Source organism: Roseateles sp. GW821-FHT09B06, from assembly GCF_059418245.1.
The window spans coordinates 64,463-86,867 of sequence record NZ_JBWKPM010000020.1; the positions used below are offsets into that span (position 1 = coordinate 64,463).

The window sequence follows — 22,405 nt, forward strand, 5'->3', positions numbered from 1 at the left end:
GGGCCCGGCGCGGCATTCAGGTATTCAGGCGCTCGCGCGCGGTCTCCGGCACCGCGATCGCCCGTCCGGTGTCGCCCTGCCGGACATGGCGGATCACCTGGTCGATCTCGCGCAAGCCCTGGGAGACGGCCTTGTCCGGGCTGGCCACGAAATCGCTCCGGGTCTGCCGCATCAGGCTCACCGCCCGGCCGGCATGATCGCAGTACAGCTCGACCTCGGCGGCACGCAGCTGCAGGCCGAATGCCGCTCGCTGGCCCGCCCGCCGCGTGCGGGCGTCGGCCGACACGCGGTGTCCGGCTTCATGAGCGGCGCGGCAACTGAGGCCGGCCGCGGGCCGGTCCCGACAAGGCGATGCGCCCCGCTTGTGTGCACCGCCACCGGCCGCGCCCCACCCTTACGCCGCCGGCCAGCGGTGTTTTCTCCGCCTTGGCATGGCGACACAGAAGACGCGGGGCTCCGTTCGGCCTCGCGCCGGGCTCCGGGCTCCGAGGACTCCTCGGCAAAGCGGCCCGGCCAGGCCCGCTCCAGCCGCTCGTTCTTGGTGTGCAGCTCGGCGGGCCGCCTGTTTTCAAGTTAACAACTTTGAAGATGCGCAAACGGGCTTCAGCGACGAAGATTCTGACATTCCCGCCATCGCCAAAGCCGTTCCGAGAGGAGCCCGAGATGACCAAACCCGAAGTCTGCGTACCCGCCGCGATGCACAACTACCACGAGATCCTGCGCAACGATCTGGCCGAGTTGCCCGGCCTGGCAGCCATGCCGGCGCCGGCCGCCGAGCCCTCTGACCGACTCTGACCGAACCGGCAAGCCCAACCCATGCCGCGCCGGGCGGCTTGCCCCTCATGTCCAGTGCGCGCTATCCGGAGCCTTCACCATGTCCCTTCGCATCAACGACATCGCCCCCGACTTCAGTGCCGAGACCACGCAGGGCACGATCAAGTTCCATGACTGGATCGGCGACAGCTGGGCCATCCTGTTCTCGCACCCGAAGGACTTCACCCCCGTGTGCACGACCGAGCTCGGCTATATGGCCAAGATCGAGCCCGAGTTCAGCCGGCGCGACACCAAGCTGATCGGCCTGAGCGCCGATCCGGTGGCGCGCCACGGCGAGTGGGCCAAGGACATCGAGGAAACGCAGGGCTCGGCGGTCAAGTACCCGATGATCGGCGACAGCGACCTGGCCGTGGCCAAGCTCTACAACATGCTGCCGGCCGACGAGGTGGAGTCCGACGGCCGCACCGCGGCGAACAACGCCACCGTGCGCTCGGTCTTCATCATCGGCCCGGACAAGAGGATCAAGCTGATGCTGACCTACCCGATGACCACCGGCCGCAACTTCGACGAGATCCTGCGCGTGCTCGACTCGATGCAGCTGACCGCCAAGCACAAGGTCGCGACCCCGGTGAACTGGCGGCAGGGCGAGGACGTGATCATCACGCCGGCCGTTTCCAACGAGGAGGCCGAGCAATCGTTCCCGGGCTTCAAGACCATCAAGCCCTATCTGCGCACGACCAGGCAGCCCGTCTGAACGGCGCGGCTTCGGCCCGTCCCGCCTAGGGCCTGCCAACCCTACGGCAAAGGGTCGCGAAGGCCTGCCGCATCAGTTCCACGCCGACACGATCAGCAGCACCCTGCCCGACACGCCCGGCTTGGACTGGCCCGCGGGCAGCGGCACCTCGATCTGCAGCGCACCGCCCTTGACCGTCTCGTAGCTGAGCGCGCGCGTGGCCACGCCGACGCGCTCGCTTTCCCAGCCGTACTTGATTTGCCAATCGCCCCCGGCCTCGTTGATCGGCGGCTCCAGCGAGATCAAGAGGCTGTCGCGGAACAGATGGCTGCCCTCGAAATGCTGGTCGGGCCAGAAGCGCTGGTTGACCTGGTAGTCGGGCACGCGCACGCCCAGGTCCATCGCATAGGCCAGCGTGCGGTCCTGGGTGCTGACCTTGGCGCGGTTGGCCAGGAACACGCTGGACAGATAGATCATGTTCCCGCCCGTGGCCTGCTGCTGCGTCAGCTGCTGATGGGTGCGACAGGCCGGCGAGTCCTCCTCGGCGGTGCGCCGGCTCAGGAACCAGCGCTTGCCGCGCGGCCGCGCCAGCAGCTCGAACTGGTAGAGCGCCTCGACCTCCGCGGCCTGTGCCTCCAGCTTCTCGGGCAGCCGCACCTCGTCGATCTGCAGCCAGATGTCCACCCGCACGTCGCCGAACAGGAAGCGCGCCAGGTTCTGGTAGGCCTCCTCGCTGTTGACGATGCCGAAGAAGCCCGAATGCGCGCGGTAGCAGTAGGCCGTCGCCGCGGTCCTGGTGATCTTGAGCTGCCGGTCCACACCCCAGACCGAGGCGTTGTCCACCTTGACCAGGCCGTCGCTGCCATTGCCGGCAAAGGTGCGCGACAGACCCATGCCGGCCTCGTAGTCGATCCGGTTGGTGCCCACCATGCAGAAGAAGCGCTCGATCGGGAACACCTCGGCGGGCAGGAAGTCCACGCGCCGGTACTTGTCGTAGACCGCCTGCAGGTTCAGGTAGCCGGCCATGCGCTTGTGGTTGAAGTTGTCGATGTCGTTCACGGTCAGCCAGCTCGGCACCTTGAAGCCGGCCAGCTGGATGCCGTTGTGCGGCGTCGCGTAGGTGAAGATCTTGTCGACCGAGCGGCGCGCCGGCGCGTCGCCGAGCTCGGGGTTCTGCAGAAAGCCGCGCACCACCAGGCCGCCCATCGAATGCGCGACCAGGTAGCAGCGGAAGTCCGCTTCGACCAGGCCCTCCTGCGCGACGACCAGCTCGCGCACGCGCAGGATCAGCGCCGACAGGCCGCGCGAATAGTCCTCGATGTCGCGCGCCTTGCCCGTGCCCAGCAGGCACGAGCCATCGTCGTAATAACGGTAGACCACGACCGAGCGCGCCGGGATGCCGGTGTTGCCGACGCGCGGCTGCCAGTCGACATCCATGATGTCCAGGCCATTCTCGTACACATCGCCGTAGCCGAACTCGGCGGCCAGGCGCAGCAGCGGCGACTCGAAGACGAACTTCTTCGGCGGCTCGCGCTTGTCGGTGCTGGCACGATAGATCGTGGAGCCGAGGTTGAAGCCGCAGAAGGGGTCGGCCGCGGTCTCGTCGCGCTCGCTCTCGGTCATCGCGTAGCCGCGCACATAGATGATCGGATAGAACGGTGCCTGCATCGCGGTCTCCTCGGGTCTTGCTGCCCGCCCGCCGCTTATAGCCCGCACCCAAGGTACGAGCAATCCTCCATCGCAAGTAAAAAGACCCGCCAGATCATGGCGGGTCTTTAACGTTCACGACGACATGCGCCGCAAGTGGCGGTTACTTGAACTGATAGGAAGCCGTGGCATACCAGAAGCGTCCGCGCGGATCCGCGAACGAGGCCGCATAGCCGGCCGCATGCGAGCCATAGGACGAGGATGCCACATAGGGCGGCTCCTCATCGAAGGCATTGCGCACGCCGAGGCGCAGCTTCAGGTTCTTGACGCCGTAGTAGCTGAATGCCATGTTGACGCGCTCGGTGGGCCTGACGCGGTGGGGGGTATCCACGAACACATTGGCATTCACCGACGCGGCCGACTCCGTCCAGCCGCTCGTATAGACATGCTCGACCGTGAAGCCGAAGCTCTGGAACAGCCATTCGGCGCTGGCGGTGTGTTGCCAGCGCGGCACCGGAGGTACCGTGCTGTCGCCACCGGTACCGGCGAACTTGCCATAGGGGCCGCCGGCGTACTTCTGCGAATCGTATTGATGCACATAGGTGCCGGCCACGCCGACGTTCAGACGTCCGCCCTCACCCAGCCCGACTCCGCCGCGCACGTCGAAGTCGAAGCCCGATGTGCGCAGCTTGCCGAGGTTGTCCACCGGCGTCTCGACATAGAGGATGAAGCCATCGGCATTGCGCTTGACCCGGTTGTTGAAACGCTGGTACAGCACCGGGTCTTCGAGCAGGCTGTTGGCCGCGATGACGCCGATCTGGTCCCTCTTTTGGATGTGCCAGTAGTCCAGCGACATCGTGAGGTCGCGGGTCGGCTCAAACACCACCCCCGCGGAGAACTGGCGGCTCTTTTCCGGCTTCAGGGTGGCGGAAGCCACCGAGCGCGTGGGCAGCTGCGATGCGCAGCGGCCATTGACCTCGGACGGGCGCGGGCATTCCGGGTCGTTGACCGTGTCCGCGGTGTTCGAGAATGAAACCGGCGAATTGACGTCCCAGAGTGTCGGCGCGCGGAAGCCCGTGCCGGCCGCCGCACGCAGCAGCAGCGACTTGCTGGGCTGGAAGCGCAGCGACGCACGCGGATTGAATGTCGAACCGAAGTCGTTGTAGTGGTCGTAGCGGGCTGCCATCGTGGCTTCCCAGCCCTTGGCAAAGGGAAGCGACAGCTCGGCGAACACGGCCTTGATATTGCGCGAGGCCGTCGTGGCCGGCACCGTTCCCTCGCCGCCGATGTGCTTGCCGGCCGCGTAGTCGGCATTCAGGGGCTTGTCGTCGGCCTTCTCGCGGCGCAGATCGGTGCCCAGGGCCATGGCCATGTTGCCGCCCGCCATGGGCATCAACTCCTTGCTGACCTTGAAGTCGAAGGCCGTCGTGGTGCTCGTCGACTTGCGCATGTCGCCGTTCATGCCGGCCTGTGCCCACAACGCATCACCGGCCGCATCGCTGGGGCCGAAAGGATTCAGATTGCCGGAGCGCAAGGCCGCCAGAAAGCGGTCCTCATGGATGTAGCCGGAGTAGTTCAGCAAGCCTTCGGCGCGCGAGATGTTGATACCGGTGTCGTAGTCCCAGCCGGCAAAAATACCGCTGGCACCGACCACCAGGCGCTTCTGCTCATTGGTGTTGGTGCTGATGCGGTTGCCTGCGGGAAACGCACGCAGGCCGATGCCCACCAGGCCGTCGCCATCGGGATCGTAATCGGCCGCGGTATAGCCCAGCTGGGTGAGCAGCGCGGTCGGGAAGTACTTGCTGGTGATCGGCATCAGCACCGGCTCGAAGTCGAACTTCTGCGCGTTGAAGGGCCCGAAGCCGTAGCGGATGGGCGTCGGAGCGACGCGGCCGATCGTGTGGTTGCGTGCATAGGAGCCCTCGACAAAGATCTGATGATCCTTGGCAAGCGCGAAGGTGGCACGGCCGAAGATGTCGCCCTTCTTCGAATCCGGCAGGTTGTCCAGCGTTGCCGCATAGATGGCACGGCAGCCTCGGGCCTCCATACCGTTCGGCGTCGTGCCGCGCACGGTGGGGAACGCGAACGGGGCTTCACAGGGCGCGAAATTGGCGCCCGGATTCAGCTCGGGATAGGCTCCGGGGGCAACACCGACAAAGTCGCCCGCACCTTCGATAAAGCCCGGATACGGTGCGCTCGACGAGGGCGGATCCGAGCCCGGGATCTCCTGCACGCCACGGTTGTAGAGCTGCTGGTCGATGGCCCTGATGCGCGAGTTCTTCTGCACATTCGCCGTGAGCAGCACATTGAACCCGTTGCTCGCCAGATCGCCGAAGCCAACCGCGATCGACGCGCCGCGCTCGGTGCCACCGATGCCGGCTTCCGTGTCGCCGTAGCGGATCATGATCTCGCCGTTGCGGTAGTCCTTGCGCGTGATGAAGTTGATCACGCCGCCGACCGCATCGGTGCCATAGACGGCCGAAGCGCCGTCGCGCAGCACTTCGATACGCTCGATCGCCGCGAAGGGAATGCTGTTCAGGTCAACCGCCGCATTGCCGCCGATCGTTCCGAAGGGATGATTGGCCAGACGGCGTCCGTTCAGCAGCACCAGCGTCGAATTGGCGCCCAGCCCGCGCAGATTCGCGTTGGCCGTGGCATAGCCGACACCCTGCGTGGTGTCCGACACCATGGCGGAGCTGGCCGAGACACGGCGCAGGATGTCTTCCACGGAAGTGGCACCGGTCTTCTCGATCTGCTCGCGGGTGATCACCGTGACCGGCAGCGCGGTCTCGGATTCCAGCCGCTTGATCGATGAGCCGGTGACGATCACCCGCTCCAGATTTTCCTGAGCCCAGGCGGCCGGCATGCCGGTGACGCCATAGGCCAGCGCTAGCGCGCTGCATAGCCTCGTGGTCTTGCGCATGAATGAACCTCGATCGGATTGGAGTCCTCCCCCCAGGCCGATCTGATCGCGGCCTGTTGCGCGCCATGCGCACAGGGACCAAGACTCGGATTCTTCGAGGACAGGTCGGTCGGCCCCTATCGGTAGAAACCTACGTCGTTTCGATGCAGCAAACTTTCTTCACCGGGCGAATAGCGTGCTACAACATCCACCCCTCGCCCAGACCGGCAAGCACGGCCAGACCCAGCAGCGCGAAGATCACGGCCGCCACGCCATGCACCAGCCGCACCGGGATGCGGCCCGCGATGCGATCGCCCAGCAGTACCGCCGGCACGTTGGCGATCATCATCCCGAGCGTGGTGCCGGCCACCACGGCCCAGAAGGCTTTGAACTGCGCCGCCATCGCCACCGTCGCGATCTGCGTCTTGTCGCCCATCTCGGCCAGAAAGAAGGCCACGATGGTGGTGCCCAGCACGCCCAGCTTGAGCCTGCCACCGCCCTCCTCCAGCGCGTCGAGCTTGTCGGGCACCAGGGTCCAGGCCGCCATCGCCAGAAAGCCCAGGCCCAGGCCCCAGCGCAGCGCCTGCGGCGAGAGCTGGGTGGTGATCCAGGCGCCCAGGGCGCCGGCGCAGGCATGGTTGACGGCCGTGGCGATCAGGATGCCCAGGCAGATCGGCAGCGGTTTGCGGAACCGGGCGGCCAACAGAAAGGCCAGCAGCTGGGTCTTGTCGCCGATTTCGGCCAGGGCCACGAGGCCGGTAGAAACGAGGAAGGCTTCCATAAGGGGGCTCACACGGCCAGCAAGACGCACGATTGACCATGCCGCTCCGGCCATGTGAGGGGTGCCGAGCTGCATGGTCAAAGGTCTTGCCAGGTGCGGGCACTGCCCGCGCCATGATCCTCACGGATCAAGTGTGTTGACGCGGGCCTGCAGCGGGATGATGGCTGCAGCGGCTACTCCCCAATGACGGCGCGGATTGTATCCCGGCCGCGCGGGGCCTCAGCCGCGCCGCACGCGCCGCAGGCCCGGGGCGTCCAGATCGAGCTCGTCCGCGCGCCGCACCCAGGCCGCCGGATCGAGCGCGCCCAGGGCCGGACCCGCCGCCTTGAGATCGCCGACGATCACGCTGCGCACCGCCGCGTCGCGCCAGTAGCGCCGGGCGAAGTCGCGCAGTCGCGCGGCATCGACGCCCGCCAGCGCCTGCGGCAGGCCGACCAGGCCGCTCGGCTCGCGGCCCAGCAGCAGTTGCTCGCTCAGCAGGCCGGCCAGGCCGCCGGTGGTCTCGAGCTTGCGTCCATGCTCGCCCAGCAGGCTGGCGCGGCGCGCCGCCAGCTCCGCCGCGCCCAGCTCGGCCGCGCTCATGCGGGCGATCTCGGCGCGCAGCAGCGCCGCCACCTCGGCCGCACTCTCGTGGCGGGTCTGGGTGAAGGCAGTCAGCCAGCCCCCGCCGGGCAGGCTCTCGATCTGGCTGCTGGCCCCGTAGCTGAGGCCGCGCTTGATGCGCACCTCCTGGCCCAGGCGCGAGGAATAGCCCTGGCCCAGCACCGCATTGGCCAGCATGCCGCTCACCTGGTCGGCCGCCGCCTCCGCGCCCGCATGCGGCGCCAGCAGCAGCACGGCGCTCTGGCCGGCGCCGGGCAGGTCGACCAGCAGGGTGCGTGCCGCCAGCGGCCGCGCCTGCGCGAAACCGGGTCGCAGGCCCGGCGTGCGTGGCGCGGTCCAGCCGCCGAAATGGCGCTCGGCCAGCGCGCGCGCCTGCCCGGCCTCGATGTCGCCGGCCAGCACCAGGGTGCTCAGCTCGGGCCGCAGCTGCTGGCGCTGCAGGGTCAGCAGATCCTCGCGCCGCACGCGCGCCAGCGACGCGGGCGTGGCCTGCCGGCCGGCCGCGCTGTCGCCCCAGTACAGGCGCCGGCCCAGCAGCTGGGCCAGCGCGGCCGGATCGGCCAGGTTCAGGCGGTAGGTCTCGAGCGCCTGGCTGCGGCTGCGCGCCAGCTCGGAGGCCGGCAAGCTGGGATGGCGCGCCAGGTCGGCCAGCAGGGCCAGGCCTTCGTCCAGGCGCGGCGTCGGCAGCGTGAAGCCGAGGCTGCCGGCCTGCGGGCCGCTGTTCGTCTCCAGGCTGGCGCCCAGGCTTTCGGCCGCAAAAGCGATGTCGCCGGCATCGACGGTCGCGCGGCCGCGCCGCGCGCCGTGCACCGTCACGTCCAGGTAGAGCTGGGCCAGGCCGGCCTTGCCGGGCGGGTCCAGCAGGCTGCCGGCATTCAGCAGCAGATTGACGCTGACCAGCGGCCAGCCGCGCCGCTGCGCCAGCACCAGGCGCAGCCCGTTGCCCAGGCGCAGGTCCTGCACCTGGGGCAGCGGCGGCGGCAGGGCCGGGCCGGGCGCCGGAATGCGGTCGAAGCGCGGCTGGGCCCGCGCCGCCAACACCGGCAACGCCAGGGCCGAGCCCGCCAGCAGGGCGCGCCTCATCATCATCATCGTGCCGCGCCCTCGCCGAGATAGAGCAGCTCGACGCGCGCACCCTGCAGCACATAGCGGCGCAGCGCGCGCTGCACCTCGGCCTGCGTGACGGCCTGCAGCTGCGGGATCTCGTGCTCCGCCGCCGCGGCGCTGCCGCGCAGCAGCAGCGCATTGCCGACGGCCAGCGCGCGCCCTTCGGGCGTCTCGCGATCGATCAGCGCCTGGGTCAGCAGCTGGGCCTTGGCCTTGTCCAGCTCCCGGGGCGGCACCGGCTCCTCGGCCAGCCGCTCGACCTCGCGCGCCAGCCGTTCCAGCAGGACCTCCGGCCGGTCGGGGCCGGCCGCGATCGCATGCGCCGCCAGCAGACCGGCGTCGGCGTTGAGCAGCAGCTCGAAGCCGATGCTCTGGGCCGCGTGCTCGCGGTAGACCAGGGCCTCGGCCAGACGTGCGGAGTCGCCCTGGGCCAGCAGGGCTTGGGCCAGCAGCAGGGCCGGCACATCGGCGCTGTCGGAGCGCGGCCCCTGCCAGATCAGCAGGGCCGCCGGCAGCGGCACGCCCGGCGCGCTGAGGCGGTGACGCTCCGCGCGCGTGCGGCGCGGCTCGGCGACGGCGACCCGCGGCACCATGCCGCGCGGCCTGGGAATGCTGCCGAAGTAATGGTCCACCCAGGCGTCCAGCCGGCCGGGATCGAAGGCGCCGGCGACGATCAGCACCGCGTTGTCGGGCCGGTAGTAGGCGGCGTGGAAGTCGCGCACGTCCTTCAGGGTGGCCGCGTCCAGCTCCTCGATACTGCCGATCACCGGGCGCTTGTAGGGATGCTGCTGATAGCCGTAGGCGGGAATGGCGTTGAACAGCCGGCCATAGGGATCGGCCAGCACGCGCTGGCGGTATTCCTCCTTGACCACCGCGCGCTCGCTCTCGAAGGCGGCCTGGTCGACATTGAGGTTGGCCATGCGCTCGGCCTCGGCCCACAGCAGCGGCTCCAGGTGGTTGGCCGGCACCACGCTGTGATAGACCGTCATGTCCTCGGCGGTGAAGGCGTTGTTGCTGCCGCCCACGTCCTCGGTCAGGCGGTCGAACTGCTCGCTGGCCAGGTGGCGCGTGCTCTTGAACATCATGTGCTCGAAGAGATGGGCGAAACCCGAGCGCCCGATGGGATCGTCCTTGCTGCCGACCCGGTACCAGAGCTGCACCGCCACCGTCGTGCTGCTGCTCATCGGCACGGCGATCACCGCCAGGCCGTTGTCCAGCCTGCGACTCTGCAGGCCCAGCGGCGGCAGCGCCAGGGTCTGCGCGCCCAGTGCCCCGGCAAGACCCGACCCCGCGGCCCAGGCCAGCAGGGATCGGCGGCTCGGTCCGGCGGCACTGTGCATGGGGGCAATGCTGCCACAGCCTGTCAGCAGCGCGGCGCATCATCGAGGCCCCAAAAGAAAGGGACGACCCACCATGAACTTCGCCTACACCATCGTCTACGTGGCCGACGTGGCGGCCTCGCTGGACTTCTACGAGCGCGCCTTCGGCCTCACGCGCCGCTTCCTGCACGAGTCCGGCGCCTATGGCGAGCTGGACACCGGTGCCACCGCGCTGGCCTTCGTCGACCATGCCACGGCGCTGGAGAGCGTCGGCCGCGACTACCTGGCCGCCGACGCCAGCGAACGCCCGCTGGGCATGGAGATCGGCCTGGCCACCGCCGACGTGGCCGCAGCCTTCGAGCGTGCGGTGGCGGCCGGCGCGGTGCCGCTGAGCGCGCCGCTCACCAAGCCCTGGGGGCAGACGGTCGCCTATGTGCGCTGCCCGGACGGCAGCCTCGTCGAGCTCTGCACCCCGATGGGCTGAACAGCCCACCCCCTACGCGCTACGCGCGCCAAGGCCGGAGGCCTTGGCCGTCGCCAGGCAAAGCCGGATCCGCGGTGCTCGCCCGATCAGGCCTTGCGGCGGCGAGCGGCGAAGCCCGCCGCCGCCAGGCCCAGCGCCATCAGCGCATAGGTCGAGGGCTCGGGCACCGGAGCGGCGCTCATCACGAAGGTCAGCTGGTCGGCATAGCCGTCGTTGTCGCCCGAGACCAGGCGCTCCATCGACAGCTCGACGAGCACCTGGGTCGTGCCGGCCGGCACATGGCCGCCCGCCTGCCGGAAGAACAGGCCGGTCTGATTGCCGCGCTCGGCCGGGGTCACCGGGCCCAGGCTGGCGAAGCCCAGCAGATTGCTGCCGGCGTCCAGGAAGGACAGGCCCAGGAAGGCGTTGTCGCCCTGGTTGGTCCAGCCGCCCAGCCAGCCGCTCAGCGAGAAGGCGACCTTGCCGGTGGCGAAGTCGGCGACATTGGCGCTGAGGTCGAGCGTCTGGAAGCCGGCCGCATAGGACTGGCCCGAGCCGCCGACGAAGAGCTGGCCGCCGCGCTCGGCCGGGCCGGGCTGGCTGGGCAGCACCCAGTTGCTGCCGTAGTCGACCGACTGGAACAACGCGGTGCCGGCATAGGCGCTCCAGCCGGCGGTGCCGGACTCGGCGCCGCCGTTGGCGATCAGGTTGCTGCCGTAGCCGGCGGCATGGGCCGCGCAGGCGGCGGCGCTCAGGCTCAGCGCGGCGGCGCCGCGGATCCATGCAGAGGTCTTCATGAGCTTGCTTTCCATCAGGCGGTCAGTTGGTATTTGTTCAGCTGGGCCGGGCCTTCCATGGCCGGATCGCTGATCGAGGCCTCGCCGGTTTCCAGGTGGCCGGCAAAGCGGCGGCTCCAGTCGGCCTGGCCGGTGACGCGCACCGTGAAGTCGTACCAGTGGGCGCTGTCGGCCAGCGGCAGGCGCAGGATGCTGGTGGCGCCGGGTGCCACGCTCAGCCGCCTGGCGGCCGTCGCGGTGTAGTACTTGTTGGCCACCAGGCTGAACTGGCAGACCAGGCTGCCGGCGTTGCCGAACTCGATCAGCAGCTCGCCATTGACCTTGTCGGCCGTGACGCGGACTTCCGGGTTGGGCTGGGCCGCGGCGGCGACGCGGCGCGCATTGCCGCTGAAATGGCGGTGGAAGCCGTTCGGGCCCAGCACCCAGAGGTCGTAGCTGCCGCTGGCCGCCGGGGTCCAGCTGCCGAGCAGCTGCTTGCCGGGCTCCACCGTGTAGCGGCGCGGCAGCTCGGCCAGGTTCAGACGGTCGTAGACATGGAACACCGCGGCCGGGCCTTCCTGAGCGCTGTTGACGAAGGCCAACTCGACGCGGGCGCTGCCGACGCGGCCCGGATTGGGCTTCACGGCCGCCAGCACCGCCAGCTGGTAGGGCAGCGCGCGCGCCGGGCGCGGGCCGGCGGCCTGCACCGGCGCCGCGATGCTGGCGGGCGTGGGCGGCGTCGTGGTGCCGGGCAGCGAGCGGGCGCGGGTGGCCAGCTCCAGGGTCTTGGGCAGCTTGGCGAAGAACTCGCCGTCCTCGGGGTCGGCGAAGTTGAAGGCGCTGCTCAGGTCGCCGCTGACGGCGCGGCGCCAGGCGCTGATGTTCGGCTCGACCACGCCGAAGCGCTGCTCGATGAAGCGGATCACCGAGCTGTGGTCGGCCACCTCGGAATTGACCCAGCCGCCCTTGCTCCAGGGCGAGATCACGTACATCGGCACGCGCGGGCCCAGGCCGTAGGGGCGGTGCAGGTAGAGCGGCGAGGCGCCGTTCAGGATCTCGCAATGCTCGCCGCTGAAGTCCACCGTCGAGTCGCCGGCCAGCTGGGCCTTGGCCGGGTCGGCGTCCCAGGCCAGATAGCTGGGCGCGGCCGGCGGCGGCATATGGTCGAAGAAGCCGTCGTTCTCGTCGAAGTTGATGAACAGCACGGTCTTGCTCCAGACCGCCGGGTTCGCGGTCAGCGCGTCCAGCACCTTGGCCGTGTAGTCGGCGCCCTGGGCCGGGCTGGAGGGGCCGGGATGCTCGGAGCCCTCGGCGGTGGCGACGATCCAGCTGACCTGCGGCAGCTTGCCCGCCAGCACGTCCTCCTTGAGCTTGTCGAGGTCGCGCGTGCTGATGCCGCGCGCCTTCAGCTCGGCCGAGTAGCCGGGGCGGCCGTACCAGGCGTCGCGGAAGGGGCGGAAGCCGGCCAGCGCGTTGTCGGTGAAGTTGTCGGCCATGTTCTGGTAGACCTGCCACGTGATGCCGGCGGACTGCAGGCGCTCCGGGTAGGTGGTCCAGGTGTAGTCGTCCAGCGGGTTCTCGTTGAACCAGTCGTGGCTGTTGTCGGTCGAGGGGCCGTTGCCCAGGCGCAGCGGGTCGTTCGTGCCGCTCCAGAGGAACAGGCGATTCGTGTTGGTGCCGGTCTGCGTGCTGCAGTGGTAGTGGTCGCAGATCGTGAAAGCATCGGCCAGCGCGAACTGGAAGGGGATGTCTTCGGCCTTGAAGTAGCCCATCGAATGGTTCTGCTTGGCCTTGGGCCAGGCGTCCATGCGGCCCTGGTCCCAGGCGGCCTGGGCGTCGGTCCAGCTGTGCGGCGTGCCCGAGATGCGCATATAGGCGAAGTTCTGCGCCGTGTTGACATGGAAGGGCGCGATCGCCACCGGGCCGCTGTTCGGGCGGCCGGGCGTGACGGCGCCGGCAGCGGGCTGCACCCAGACGCTCTTGCCGGCGACGATGCCGGCGCGGTCCAGCACCGGCACCGGGAAGGGGTCGGCGAAGCCGCGCACGCCGTTCAGCGTGCCGAAGTAATGGTCGAAGCTGCGGTTCTCCTGGGTCAGGATCACGATGTGCTCGACGTCCTGGATGGTGCCGGTGCGCACCGCGGCGGGGATCGCGAGGGCGCGCTGGATGGCGGGCGGGAAGCTGGCGAGCGCGGCGGAAGCGCCGGCACCGGCGGCCAGGTTGCGCAGGAAACTGCGGCGGTCTTGCTGGGTCATGATGGAGTTCCTGTCAGGCTTGCGGGGACGAACGGCGACGGGCGACGCAGGCGATACCGGCCAGGCCGGCCAGCATCAGCGCGTAGCTCTCGGGTTCGGGCACGGCGGCGGTGAAGTAGGTGAAGTCGTCCATCACGAACTCGCCATGGTTGGCGCTCCTCACCACCACCGCATCCACCAGGCCGGCATAGCCGCTGGCCAGGAAGCTGGGCGTGGCCGAGGGGTCGAGGCGCGCGGAGCTGTGCACCAGCCGGCCGTCCAGGAACAGCTCGAAGCCGAGCAGCGCGCCGCCCTGGCCGGCGAAGAAAGCGCCCTGGAAGCTGGCGGGGGCGCCGAAGCGGATCAGGCTGCCGGCGTCGTCGGCCAGGAAGCCGGTGGCGACGCGGCCGGCGCCCGAGCTGGGCGTGTAGGGCGCGAAGGGCGTGGCGAAGGCCGTCCAGCCGGCGGCCGACCAGTCCAGGCCGCCGTAGCTGAGCGGCAGCTGGCCATCCGGCAGATCGTCGAAGTTCAGCACCGCGGCCTGGGCGGCGGCGAGGCCGAAGGCCAGCGCGGCGCCCAGCGCGACGGCGCGCAGGGTGGGGGTGTAATGCATCGTGAGGGCTCCTGAGGGACCGGCGGTCCGTATCTGCTTGCGAGAACGGACGCCAATCTAGGAGGCCTCTTTGAAGCCCCGACGACGCGGGCATGAGCCGAAAGGACTAGGGCCTGTTACTGAGCAGGCCCTAAGGATCGGCCATCAGGGGTCAGGCCTTGCCGTCCGTGCCGGGCGGCGCGCTGTCGGCCGTCTCGGCCACCACGCGCGCATAGCGCGCGAAGCTCCAGTAGGCCCAGGCCCAGTCCATCAGCACGACCAGGCGGTTGCGGAAGCCGATCAGGAAATAGATGTGCACGAACAGCCAGAACAGCCAGGCGAAGTAGCCGCTGAACTGGAAGCGCCCGACATCGGCCACCGCGGCCTTGCGGCCGATGGTGGCCAGGGCCCCGTAGTCGGCGTAACGAAACGGTACAGGTTCGGGGCGATTGGCGATGCGCGCGAGTATCGTGCGGGCCGCGTGCCGGCCCATCTGCTTGGCGCCCGGGCTGACGCCGGGCACCGGCTTCGTCGTGCCGTCGGCCTCCAGGCTCTGCGCCGCGGCCAGGTCGCCGACCACATAGATCTCGCGCCGGCCGGGGATGTTCAGCAGCCCGTCGACGACGACGCGGCCGGCGCGGTCCAGCGGCACGTCCAGCGCCCTGCCCAGCGGCGAGGCGGCCACGCCGGCGGCCCAGATCACGGTGCGGCTGGGGATGCGGCTGCGCCGGCCCTGCCCTCCTTCCTCCCCCTCCTCCTCCACCTCGACGCCCTCGGCATCGATGGCCACGACGCGCGCGCCGGTGCGCACCTGCACGCCCAGCCCTTCCAGCTGGGCCTGCGCCTTGGCCGACAACTCGGGCCTGAAGGCCTGCAGCACGCGCGGCGAGCCCTCCAGCAGCAGCACCTGGGCCCGGCTCGGGTCGATGCGGCGGAACTCGTCCTTCAGGGTATGGCGCGCGATCTCGGCCAGGGTGCCGGCCATCTCCACCCCGGTGGGGCCGGCGCCGATCACGACGAAGCTGAGCCAGGGCCGGCGCTCGGCCTCGGTGGCCAGAACCTCGGCCTGCTCGAAGGCCCGCAGCACCCTGGCGCGCAGCCTGAAGGCGTCGGCCAGGGTCTTCAGCCCGGGCGCATGCTCGGCCCAGTCGTCATGACCGAAATAGCTGTGGGTGGCGCCGCTGGCGACGATCAGGTGGTCGTAGGCGATCTGCTGGCCGTCGGCCAGCAGCACGCGGCGCTCCGACTTGTCGATGCCGCTGACCTCGGCCATCAGCACCGTGACATTGCGCTGCCCCCGCAGCATGTGGCGGATCGGTGCCGCGATCGAGGGCGCCGACAGGCCGGCGGTGGCCACCTGGTAGAGCAGCGGCTGGAACAGGTGGTGGTTGCTGCGGTCGATCAGGGTGACGTCCAGCGCGGCATCGCCCAGGGTGCGGGCGGCCTCCAGGCCGCCGAAACCACAGCCGACGATCACCACATGAGGTCTTGCACTGCTCATCACTGCTCCCGCGCTGCCCAGTTCGGCGCATTCTGACTCAGGCGATGCAAACGACCGGGAGAATCGGTCTAGACCGGCAAGCACCGTGCCAGCGGAGCGTCGCCGAGGCGCTTCGCGAACAGGCGGTTCTCGTGGCGTTCGCCCTCGAACTCGTACCAGGTCTGGCCCAGTTCCTGGTAGCCCTGGCGCGCATAGAAGGCGCGGGCGCGGGCGTTGCCGACCCAGGCGGTCAGCCACAGGCGCTCGGCGCCGGCCGCCGCCGCCAGTTCCTCGGCCGCCCGCAGCAGGGCGCGGCCCAGGCCCCGGCCCAGGCTGGGCCGCTGCACATAGAGCCGCTCCAGCTCGGCCGCCCGGGCCGGCGTGCCCAGCAGTTCGTGGCCGCGGCCCAGGCCCAGCTGGGCAAAGCCGAGCAGGTGGCCGTCGCGCTCGGCGACGATCAAGCGCGTGCCGGGTCCGGCCAGCAACGCCGCCAGCGCCTGCGGCGACAGCTGCGTCAGCACCTCGCGCGCCAGCGCCGGCCGGATGCCGTCGACGGCATAGGTGTCCAGAAAGACCTGGGTGGCCAGCACGGCCAGACACGGGGCGTCGTCGGGGCGGGCCGCCCGCAGCGCGATCGACAAGGCCTCAGCCATAGACCTTCTCGCGCAGCCATTTGGTGGCGATGTACTTGACGCCCGCCAGCACCGGCACGCCGGCATGCAGGGTGCTCGGGTCCTCGACGCCGCTTTCGTCCACATCGGCGAAATACAGCGCCGCGCCGGGCGTCGGCCGCAGCTCGAAGCCCAGCTGCGGAAAACGCGTGCCGCCGCCGGCCTCGACCTCGCTCAGGTACAGGATGCAGGTGCCCACGCGCTGGCCGCCCTGCACCAGATGGCGGGCGCTGCCGGCCAGCGCCGGGTTGAAGAAGTCATGGTGCGCGCGGTATTCGCCGCCTTCGCCGTAGCGCAGCACCTGCAGGCCCTCGCCCTGGTCGACCGGCCAGCGCAAGAGCATGGCCAGGCGCGCCTCGATGCGCGCCACCAGCGCGGTCTCGCCGCGCGCGAACCAGGCGCCGGCGCTGCTGCGATGTTCGTGCGGGCGGGCCTCGCCCAACTGCTCGTCGACCACGGTGGAGCGCTGCAGCCGCGTCTCGGCCAGCGCGATCATCGCGCGGCATTCCTCGGCGCTGAGCAGGTTTTCGAACAGGGCGATCTGGGGCCGCTCCAGCACCGCCGCCACGCACACGCGCTGGCCGCCGCAGTCGATCTGGTTGAGCTCCAGCGCCGGCGCGGGGCGGCCGCGCAGGGCCGCGGGCGGGGCCGCCCGCCCCAGCGCCTCGTCCAGCGCGCGCTCGGCCAGGGCCGGCGCATGGCCGCCCTGCACCAGCAGCGGCAGCAGGGTCGCGCGCGCGCAGCCGCGCGCCAGGTTCTCGCGCAGCCAGGCCTGCCAATCGGGGGAAAGTTGTTGCAGCGACATGATCGGGGGATCGATGCCCGCGATGGTACTGACAAGACGCCGTCAGCAGCCGGGGCGCAGCATGGGGCATTCACCGATCGAGACACAATGGAGGGATGCGCCGTGCCGACCGCCTGTTCCAGATCGTCCAGCTCATTCGTGGGCGCCGTCTCTCCACCGCCGAATTCCTGGCCGAACGCCTGGAGGTCTCGGTGCGCACCGTCTACCGCGACGTCGCCGCGCTGCAGCAGCAGGGCGTGCCGATCGAGGGCGAGGCGGGCGTGGGCTACCGCATGAAGGCGGGCTTCGACCTGCCGCCGCTGATGTTCACCAAGGAAGAAGCCCAGGCCCTGGTCGCCGTGGTGCGCCTGGCGCGTCCGGCGCTGGACGCCGGCCTGGCCGCGCCCGCCGAGGGCGCGCTGTCCAAGATCCTGGCCGTGCTGTCGCCGGCGGCGCGCGCGGCGGCCGAGAGCCTGGCCGTCTATGCGCCGCGCTCGGGCATGGACGAGGCGCTGAGCCGGCGTCTGATCCAGCTGCGCGAGGCCACCGAGGTGCGGCGCAAGCTGCGCCTGCAATACCTGGATCTGAGCGGCATCAGCAGCGAGCGCGTCGTGCGCCCGCTGGGCTGCTTCTTCTGGGGCCCGGTCTGGACCGTGGCCGCCTGGTGCGAGCTGCGCGAGGATTTCCGCAGCTTCCGGGTCGACCGCATTCAGGACCTGACCCCCTTGGAAGAGCGCTTCCGCGACGAGCCCGGCAAGACCCTTGCCGACCTGGAGCGGGCGCAGGCGGCCGGCGCCTGAGCGGCCTCAGGCCCGCCGCAGCGCCGGCAGCGCCAGGCGCAGGCGGCCGGCGGGCGCCTCGATCCAGCGGTAGAAGGGCAGCGCGGCCAGGTTGCTCAGGGCCCAGGCCAGCGCCATCGCGGCCACGGCCATGCCCGCATGCTCGGGATCCTTATGCTCGAACAGCGCATTGACCAGCAGGCAGACCGGGAAATGCACCAGGAACAGCGCATAGGAATGCGTGCCCGCCTGCGCCGTCAGATCGGCGAGTCGATCCGTGATGGGCCCCGGCGCCAGCAGCGTGCGGCCGCTCCGATGGCGGTGCTGCAGCAGGGCCAGCAGCGCTGCCGTCAGCGCCGCCAGCAGGATGCGGCCGCGGAATTCGTAGCACAGCGCCCCCAGCACCAGGACGCTCAGCAGCAAGGCCCAGCCCCAGCGGTGGCGCGAATCCAGGCTCAGCCAGTGCACCAGAGCGCCCAGGCCGTAGGCGCCAAAGAAATAGGGCGCGTAGTTGTCCAGCGCCGCGTCGAGGTTGAACACCCACAGCGAGGCCGCGGCCAGCGCCAGCACCAGCAGCGGCGCCAGCAGGCGCGGACCGCGCCGCGCCAGCCACAGCAGGGCCAGCAGCAGCGCGAACAGCTGCAGGTCGATCGCCACGTACCAGGCGCCGACGGTCAGCGCCTCATGGCCCAGCACGCCATGCAGCAGCAGCGCGTGCGACAGCAGCTGCGGCAGGCTCACCGCGGTCGGCACCAGCTCCGGCAGCCAGCGCGCCACCAGGGCCGAGCACCCCAGGGTCAGGCCCACCGCGGCCATGAAGGGCAGGGCCAGGCGCAGCCAGCGCTGGCCCAGCAGACCCAGCGGCGCGCCCTGCAGCGCCCCGCCCTGCGGCGCCAGCGCGCGCGCGCTCAGGAAGCCGCCCAGCACCAGGAACACCTGCACCGCCATGCGGCCATAGTCGTAGAGCCCCTCGATCAGCGCCGGCCAGAGGGTCTGGACGGTTTCGGCGATCGGGCCATAGGCGGCCAGGTGGTGCAGCACGATGGCCTGGGCCGCCAGCGCTTTCAGCGCATCGATATGCAGCAGACGGGAGGAGGAAGAGGAGGACTTCATGGACGGGGTCGGCGGCCCGCCAGGCATTGCCGGCTTGGCGGCCGGCGCCTGGACCGGCGCGAAAACACGGATTTTACGGCGGGCGCGAATCCGGCCGCGGCCCGGACCCTGGGTCGGCCAGTGGCTTTATCGCGCGCCGCAGTTGGCGGGCCGCCGCGCCGCGCCCGTTTCAGAACCCGCCCTTGAAGATGCGGCCCAGCCAGCCCAGGTACCAGTCCAGCAGGCGCCGGCCCAGCGGCTTGGCCGGCGGCGCCGGTCCGGCGGATGCCGCCACCGCATAGCGCGCCTGCAGCGCCGCGTTGAAGGCGGCGAAGAAGTCGGCGGCCATCTTCTGCGCCGCCATGTCGACCAGACGCGAGCCGATCTGGGCGATCTTGCCGCCGACGCTGGCCATCACCGTGTAGTGCAGCAGGGTCTGCTGCGGGCTCAGGCCTTCCAGCCGCACCTGGGCCGTGCCCTTGCCATGGCCGGCCGCGCCACCCTGGCCCTCGAAGGCGAGCTGGTAGCTGCTGGGCGGCTTCAGCTCGGAGAGCTTCAGCTTGCCCTTGAATTTCGCCTTCACCGGGCCGATGGCCACGGCCATCAGGACCTCGTACTCCTTGTCGGCGATCGGCGTCAGCGCCTCGCAGCCGGCGATCGCCGCCTTCAGCATCTCGGTGTCGTTCAGGGCCTCCCAGGCCTGGGCCTGGGCGACGGGCAGGGTTTCTTGTCCGGTCAGTTGCATAGCATGGTGGTCAGCTGTTCCAGGCTGGCCAGATTGTGGGCGGGAAGATGGCGGCTGACCTCGGGCAGCAGCGCCCTGATGCCGGCCGCCTTGGGCTCGAAGCCCGCGAAACGCAGCAGCGGGTTCAGCCACAGCAGGCGGCGGCAGGACAGGCGCAGGCGGCGTGCCTCGAAGGCCAGGGCCTCGCCCTCGCCCGCCTCGAGGCCGTCGGTGATCAGCAGCACGGTGGCATCGCTCGTCAGCACGCGGCGGGCCCAGTCGCGGTTGAAGGCATGCAGGCAGGCGCCGATGCGGGTGCCGCCGGACCAGTCATGCACGCGCTGCGAGACCGCGGCGACCGCCAGGTCGGGGTCGCGCTGGCGCAGCAGGCGGGTGATCGGCGTCAGCCGCGTGCCGAACACGAAGCTGTGAACCTTGGGCGCATGGCGCCGCTCCGCCGGGTTGGCCAGGCCATGGGCCAGGTGCAGCAGCATGCGCGAATAGCGGCTCATCGAGCCGGAGATGTCGGCCAGGATCACCAGCGGCGCAGGCTTGGCGCGCGGCCGGCGCCATTGCGGCGGCGCCAGCTCGTGGCGGCCCTGGGCGCGCAGGCTGGCGCGCCAGTCAAGCCGGCTGTGGCCTCCCGCTGGCGCAGCCCGGAAGCGGCGCGTCGGGCGGGTTTCGAAGAAGGGCCGCAAGCGCGCCAGCGCCCGCCTGGCCTCGGCCCATTCCTCGGCGCTCATGGTCTCGAAATCGCGCTGGCGCAGCAGTTCGCGCCCGCTGACGCTGAGGCGCGCATCCAGCTCGATCCGCTGCTCGGGCTCTGGCGGGCGCGGCAGCGATGGCGGCGCCTGCGGGAACAGCGCCTCGGCCAGGCGGCGGTTCTCGGGCGGCGGCGGGCCGCCAGGCTTGGCCTGGGCACGCGGCAGCAGCATCGCCATCACGCGGCCCAGCAGGTCCGGATCGCGCCAGAAGATGTGGAAGGCCTGCTCGAACAGCGCGCGATGCTCGGCGCGGTCCACCAGGCAGGCGGCCAGCGTGGCCTTGAAATCGGCGCGCGCGTCGAGCCCGGCCACCTGCAGCGCCTCCAGCGCCAGCTTCAGCCGGTCGGTGCCGACCGGCAGGCCGGCCTGGCGCAGCACGCGGCCGAAGTGCATCACATTGGCGGCCAGGAAATCAGCCATGGACTTCCGCGCTCACCTGGGCCAGCAGCCGCGCCGCCTCCGAGCCCTGCACCTTGGCGATATCGTCCTGGTACTTCAGGAGCACGCCCAGCGTGTCGTTCAGGGTGGCGGGGTCCAGCGCCAGCGCGTTCAGCTCCAGCAGCGCGCGCGACCATTCGAGGGTTTCGGCCACGCCGGGCAGCTTGTAGAGGTCCATGCGGCGCAGGCCTTGCACGATGGCGACGATCTGGCGCGCCAGCGCCGCCTCGACGCCCGGCACCTTGAGGCGCAGGATCTCGAGCTCGCGCGCGGCCGAGGGAAAGTCCACCCAGTGGTAGAGGCAGCGGCGCTTGACCGCGTCGTGGATCTCGCGCGTGCGGTTGCTGGTCAGCACGACGATCGGCGGCTCCTGCGCCTTGATCAGGCCCAACTCGGGAATGCTCAGCTGGAAGTCCGACAACAGCTCCAGCAGAAAGGCCTCGAAGGGCTCGTCGGCGCGGTCCAGCTCGTCGATCAGCAGCACGGGGGGCAATGTGGGCCCCTCGCCGCCGGATACGGGGGCGGCCCCCGGCGCTGCCGGGCCTGGCAGGGTCGAACGAACGGGAAAGTTCTGCGGGTCGATGGCCTGCAGCAGCGGCCGCGCGATCAGGAAGCGGCGCGCGAACAGCTCGTCGCCGGCGGCCAGGCCCTGCTTGATCTCCAGCATCTGGCGCGCGTAGTTCCATTCGTAGGCCGCCGCGGCCAGGTCCAGGCCCTCGTAGCACTGCAGGCGTATCAGCGGCCGCCCCAGCATCGCGGCCAGGGCCTTGGCCACCTCGGTCTTGCCGGTGCCGGGCTCGCCCTCCAGGAACAGCGGGCGCGCCAGGCGCAGCGCGAGGAAGACCGTGGTGGCCAGCTCGCGCTGGGCCACATAACCGCCCTGCTCGCGCAGGCGCTGCAGCGTGGCGTCGATGCTGGCGGGCGGCTGCGCCAACATCAGCCCGCCGCCGCCACCGCGCGGCTGGCCAGCACCGGGATCAGCGCGGCGCGGTACCGGGCCGAGCCATGCAGGTCGGCGTTCAGCCCCGCGTCGCTGACCGTCGCGGCCTGGGCCGCGGCCGCGCTCCAACTCGATGACAGCGCCTTCTCGATCTCGGCGGCGCGGAACACGCAAGGGCCGGCACCGGTGACCGCCACCCGCACCCCGCCCGCCGTCTTCGCGACGAACACGCCGACGATCGAGAAGCGCGAGGCCGGCTGCTTGAACTTCTGCCAGGCCGCCTTCTCGGGCACCGGGAAGCTGACCGAGGTGATGATCTCGCTGCCCTTCCCATCGTCCCCCAGCGCGGTCTCGTACAGGCCCTTGAAGAAGTCGTCGGCCGCGATCGAGCGCCGGTCGGTGTGCACCGTGGCCCCCAGGCCCAGCACGGCCGCCGGGTAGCAGGCCGCGGGGTCGTTGTTGGCCAGGCTGCCGCCCAGGGTGCCGAGGTTGCGCACCTGGCGGTCGCCGATGCGGCCGGCCAGGTCGGCCAGCGCCGGGATGGCGGCCTGCACCTCGGTCGACGCGGCAACCATCGCATGCGTGGTCAGCGCGCCGATCACGACCCTGCCCGGCTCGACGCGTATGCCTTTCAGCTCGGCCAGGCCCGAGATGTCGATCAGGGCCTCGGGCGCGGCCAGGCCCAGCTTGATCGCGCCGAGCAGGCTCTGCCCGCCGGCGATGAGCCTGGCATCGGCGTTGCCCGCCGCGGCCTTCGCGGCATCGGCCAGGCTGGCCGCTTGCTGATAGGCGAATGTCATGG

Annotated in this window: 21 protein-coding genes and 1 riboswitch; of the genes, 4 read left to right on the top strand and 17 right to left on the bottom strand. The window is 70.5% G+C overall.

Annotation, left to right across the window (positions count from 1 at the left end):
* Nucleotides 1-16 precede the first annotated feature (16 nt).
* Nucleotides 17-286 (bottom strand): hypothetical protein, encoded by a 270-nt coding sequence (locus AC07OQ_RS16950; RefSeq protein ID WP_495054303.1) that lies wholly within the window; start codon nt 284-286, stop codon nt 17-19.
* Nucleotides 287-663: 377 nt separating this feature from the next.
* Between AC07OQ_RS16950 and AC07OQ_RS16955 the strand changes: the two genes are divergently transcribed.
* Both AC07OQ_RS16955 and AC07OQ_RS16960 read left to right on the top strand, forming a co-directional pair.
* Nucleotides 664-795 (top strand): hypothetical protein, encoded by a 132-nt coding sequence (locus tag AC07OQ_RS16955; RefSeq protein ID WP_495054304.1) that lies wholly within the window; start codon nt 664-666, stop codon nt 793-795.
* Between the two features lie 79 nt (nt 796-874).
* The gene (locus AC07OQ_RS16960) at nt 875-1,528 is read left to right on the top strand and encodes a peroxiredoxin (RefSeq protein WP_495054305.1); all 654 of its coding nucleotides are present in this window, start codon (nt 875-877) and stop codon (nt 1,526-1,528) included.
* Between the two features lie 72 nt (nt 1,529-1,600).
* Here the strand turns inward: AC07OQ_RS16960 and AC07OQ_RS16965 are convergent, their stop codons facing one another.
* The 5 genes from AC07OQ_RS16965 to AC07OQ_RS16985 form a co-directional block, all read right to left on the bottom strand.
* A complete protein-coding gene (locus AC07OQ_RS16965) occupies nt 1,601-3,175 on the bottom strand; it encodes an esterase/lipase family protein (RefSeq protein WP_495054306.1) in 1,575 nt (524 codons plus the stop codon).
* Nucleotides 3,176-3,317: 142 nt separating this feature from the next.
* On the bottom strand, nt 3,318-6,077 hold the full coding sequence (locus AC07OQ_RS16970; protein ID WP_495054307.1) for a TonB-dependent receptor: 2,760 nt from the start codon (nt 6,075-6,077) through the stop codon (nt 3,318-3,320).
* A gap of 178 nt (nt 6,078-6,255) precedes the next feature.
* Nucleotides 6,256-6,837, bottom strand: coding sequence for a TMEM165/GDT1 family protein (locus AC07OQ_RS16975; RefSeq protein ID WP_495054308.1), 582 nt, complete (start codon nt 6,835-6,837; stop codon nt 6,256-6,258).
* A gap of 12 nt (nt 6,838-6,849) precedes the next feature.
* A riboswitch (yybP-ykoY riboswitch) is annotated at nt 6,850-7,031 on the bottom strand.
* Between the two features lie 25 nt (nt 7,032-7,056).
* Nucleotides 7,057-8,532 (bottom strand): M16 family metallopeptidase, encoded by a 1,476-nt coding sequence (locus tag AC07OQ_RS16980; RefSeq protein ID WP_495054309.1) that lies wholly within the window; start codon nt 8,530-8,532, stop codon nt 7,057-7,059.
* Nucleotides 8,529-9,887 carry a M16 family metallopeptidase gene (locus AC07OQ_RS16985; protein ID WP_495054310.1) on the bottom strand — a complete coding sequence of 453 codons (1,359 nt, stop codon included), beginning with the start codon at nt 9,885-9,887 and terminating at the stop codon, nt 8,529-8,531. The genes AC07OQ_RS16980 and AC07OQ_RS16985 overlap by 4 nt, the downstream gene beginning before the upstream one ends.
* Nucleotides 9,888-9,960: 73 nt before the next feature.
* Here AC07OQ_RS16985 and AC07OQ_RS16990 point away from each other — a divergent pair, with 73 nt between their 5' ends.
* A complete protein-coding gene (locus AC07OQ_RS16990) occupies nt 9,961-10,350 on the top strand; it encodes a VOC family protein (protein ID WP_495054311.1) in 390 nt (129 codons plus the stop codon).
* Nucleotides 10,351-10,436: 86 nt separating this feature from the next.
* Here AC07OQ_RS16990 and AC07OQ_RS16995 read toward each other — a convergent pair whose 3' ends face one another.
* The 6 genes from AC07OQ_RS16995 to AC07OQ_RS17020 form a co-directional block, all read right to left on the bottom strand.
* A complete protein-coding gene (locus AC07OQ_RS16995; protein WP_495054312.1) occupies nt 10,437-11,126 on the bottom strand; it encodes a PEP-CTERM sorting domain-containing protein in 690 nt (229 codons plus the stop codon).
* Between the two features lie 14 nt (nt 11,127-11,140).
* Complete coding sequence (locus AC07OQ_RS17000) at nt 11,141-13,360, bottom strand: phosphocholine-specific phospholipase C (protein WP_495054313.1); 2,220 nt, start codon at nt 13,358-13,360, stop codon at nt 11,141-11,143.
* Nucleotides 13,361-13,373: 13 nt separating this feature from the next.
* On the bottom strand, nt 13,374-13,952 hold the full coding sequence (locus tag AC07OQ_RS17005; RefSeq protein WP_495054314.1) for a PEP-CTERM sorting domain-containing protein: 579 nt from the start codon (nt 13,950-13,952) through the stop codon (nt 13,374-13,376).
* Between the two features lie 151 nt (nt 13,953-14,103).
* The gene (locus AC07OQ_RS17010; protein ID WP_495054315.1) at nt 14,104-15,432 is read right to left on the bottom strand and encodes an NAD(P)/FAD-dependent oxidoreductase; all 1,329 of its coding nucleotides are present in this window, start codon (nt 15,430-15,432) and stop codon (nt 14,104-14,106) included.
* Nucleotides 15,433-15,500: 68 nt separating this feature from the next.
* Entirely contained in the window at nt 15,501-16,064 is a 564-nt protein-coding gene (locus AC07OQ_RS17015; RefSeq protein WP_495054316.1) for a GNAT family N-acetyltransferase, read from the bottom strand.
* Nucleotides 16,057-16,887: a 2OG-Fe(II) oxygenase gene (locus AC07OQ_RS17020; RefSeq protein WP_495054317.1), complete on the bottom strand. Its 831-nt coding sequence runs from the start codon at nt 16,885-16,887 to the stop codon at nt 16,057-16,059. Before AC07OQ_RS17020 ends, AC07OQ_RS17015 begins: the two co-directional genes overlap by 8 nt.
* Nucleotides 16,888-16,982: 95 nt before the next feature.
* Here AC07OQ_RS17020 and AC07OQ_RS17025 point away from each other — a divergent pair, with 95 nt between their 5' ends.
* A complete protein-coding gene (locus AC07OQ_RS17025) occupies nt 16,983-17,666 on the top strand; it encodes a helix-turn-helix transcriptional regulator (RefSeq protein ID WP_495054318.1) in 684 nt (227 codons plus the stop codon).
* Between the two features lie 6 nt (nt 17,667-17,672).
* Here the strand turns inward: AC07OQ_RS17025 and AC07OQ_RS17030 are convergent, their stop codons facing one another.
* The 5 genes from AC07OQ_RS17030 to AC07OQ_RS17050 form a co-directional block, all read right to left on the bottom strand.
* Nucleotides 17,673-18,758 (bottom strand): acyltransferase family protein, encoded by a 1,086-nt coding sequence (locus tag AC07OQ_RS17030; RefSeq protein WP_495054319.1) that lies wholly within the window; start codon nt 18,756-18,758, stop codon nt 17,673-17,675.
* Nucleotides 18,759-18,927: 169 nt separating this feature from the next.
* Entirely contained in the window at nt 18,928-19,482 is a 555-nt protein-coding gene (locus tag AC07OQ_RS17035; RefSeq protein WP_495054320.1) for an SRPBCC family protein, read from the bottom strand.
* A complete protein-coding gene (locus AC07OQ_RS17040; RefSeq protein WP_495054321.1) occupies nt 19,473-20,645 on the bottom strand; it encodes a vWA domain-containing protein in 1,173 nt (390 codons plus the stop codon). Before AC07OQ_RS17040 ends, AC07OQ_RS17035 begins: the two co-directional genes overlap by 10 nt.
* Nucleotides 20,638-21,600 (bottom strand): AAA family ATPase, encoded by a 963-nt coding sequence (locus AC07OQ_RS17045; protein ID WP_495054322.1) that lies wholly within the window; start codon nt 21,598-21,600, stop codon nt 20,638-20,640. The genes AC07OQ_RS17040 and AC07OQ_RS17045 overlap by 8 nt, the downstream gene beginning before the upstream one ends.
* Nucleotides 21,600-22,403 (bottom strand): FAD binding domain-containing protein, encoded by an 804-nt coding sequence (locus AC07OQ_RS17050; RefSeq protein ID WP_495054323.1) that lies wholly within the window; start codon nt 22,401-22,403, stop codon nt 21,600-21,602. Before AC07OQ_RS17050 ends, AC07OQ_RS17045 begins: the two co-directional genes overlap by 1 nt.
* Nucleotides 22,404-22,405: the final 2 nt, after the last annotated feature.

What these genes read in the sequence shown, in the direction of transcription:
- AC07OQ_RS16955 (WP_495054304.1), top strand. Translation starts at nt 664, where the DNA reads ATGACCAAACCCGAAGTCTGCGTACCCGCCGCGATGCACAACTACCAC.
- AC07OQ_RS16960 (WP_495054305.1), top strand. Translation starts at nt 875, where the DNA reads ATGTCCCTTCGCATCAACGACATCGCCCCCGACTTCAGTGCCGAGACC.
- AC07OQ_RS16965 (WP_495054306.1), bottom strand. Translation starts at nt 3,175, where the DNA reads ATGCAGGCACCGTTCTATCCGATCATCTATGTGCGCGGCTACGCGATG.
- AC07OQ_RS16970 (WP_495054307.1), bottom strand. Translation starts at nt 6,077, where the DNA reads ATGCGCAAGACCACGAGGCTATGCAGCGCGCTAGCGCTGGCCTATGGC.
- AC07OQ_RS16975 (WP_495054308.1), bottom strand. Translation starts at nt 6,837, where the DNA reads ATGGAAGCCTTCCTCGTTTCTACCGGCCTCGTGGCCCTGGCCGAAATC.
- AC07OQ_RS16980 (WP_495054309.1), bottom strand. Translation starts at nt 8,532, where the DNA reads ATGATGATGATGAGGCGCGCCCTGCTGGCGGGCTCGGCCCTGGCGTTG.
- AC07OQ_RS16985 (WP_495054310.1), bottom strand. Translation starts at nt 9,887, where the DNA reads ATGCACAGTGCCGCCGGACCGAGCCGCCGATCCCTGCTGGCCTGGGCC.
- AC07OQ_RS16990 (WP_495054311.1), top strand. Translation starts at nt 9,961, where the DNA reads ATGAACTTCGCCTACACCATCGTCTACGTGGCCGACGTGGCGGCCTCG.
- AC07OQ_RS16995 (WP_495054312.1), bottom strand. Translation starts at nt 11,126, where the DNA reads ATGAAGACCTCTGCATGGATCCGCGGCGCCGCCGCGCTGAGCCTGAGC.
- AC07OQ_RS17000 (WP_495054313.1), bottom strand. Translation starts at nt 13,360, where the DNA reads ATGACCCAGCAAGACCGCCGCAGTTTCCTGCGCAACCTGGCCGCCGGT.
- AC07OQ_RS17005 (WP_495054314.1), bottom strand. Translation starts at nt 13,952, where the DNA reads ATGCATTACACCCCCACCCTGCGCGCCGTCGCGCTGGGCGCCGCGCTG.
- AC07OQ_RS17010 (WP_495054315.1), bottom strand. Translation starts at nt 15,432, where the DNA reads ATGAGCAGTGCAAGACCTCATGTGGTGATCGTCGGCTGTGGTTTCGGC.
- AC07OQ_RS17015 (WP_495054316.1), bottom strand. Translation starts at nt 16,064, where the DNA reads ATGGCTGAGGCCTTGTCGATCGCGCTGCGGGCGGCCCGCCCCGACGAC.
- AC07OQ_RS17020 (WP_495054317.1), bottom strand. Translation starts at nt 16,887, where the DNA reads ATGTCGCTGCAACAACTTTCCCCCGATTGGCAGGCCTGGCTGCGCGAG.
- AC07OQ_RS17025 (WP_495054318.1), top strand. Translation starts at nt 16,983, where the DNA reads ATGCGCCGTGCCGACCGCCTGTTCCAGATCGTCCAGCTCATTCGTGGG.
- AC07OQ_RS17030 (WP_495054319.1), bottom strand. Translation starts at nt 18,758, where the DNA reads ATGAAGTCCTCCTCTTCCTCCTCCCGTCTGCTGCATATCGATGCGCTG.
- AC07OQ_RS17035 (WP_495054320.1), bottom strand. Translation starts at nt 19,482, where the DNA reads ATGCAACTGACCGGACAAGAAACCCTGCCCGTCGCCCAGGCCCAGGCC.
- AC07OQ_RS17040 (WP_495054321.1), bottom strand. Translation starts at nt 20,645, where the DNA reads ATGGCTGATTTCCTGGCCGCCAATGTGATGCACTTCGGCCGCGTGCTG.
- AC07OQ_RS17045 (WP_495054322.1), bottom strand. Translation starts at nt 21,600, where the DNA reads ATGTTGGCGCAGCCGCCCGCCAGCATCGACGCCACGCTGCAGCGCCTG.
- AC07OQ_RS17050 (WP_495054323.1), bottom strand. Translation starts at nt 22,403, where the DNA reads ATGACATTCGCCTATCAGCAAGCGGCCAGCCTGGCCGATGCCGCGAAG.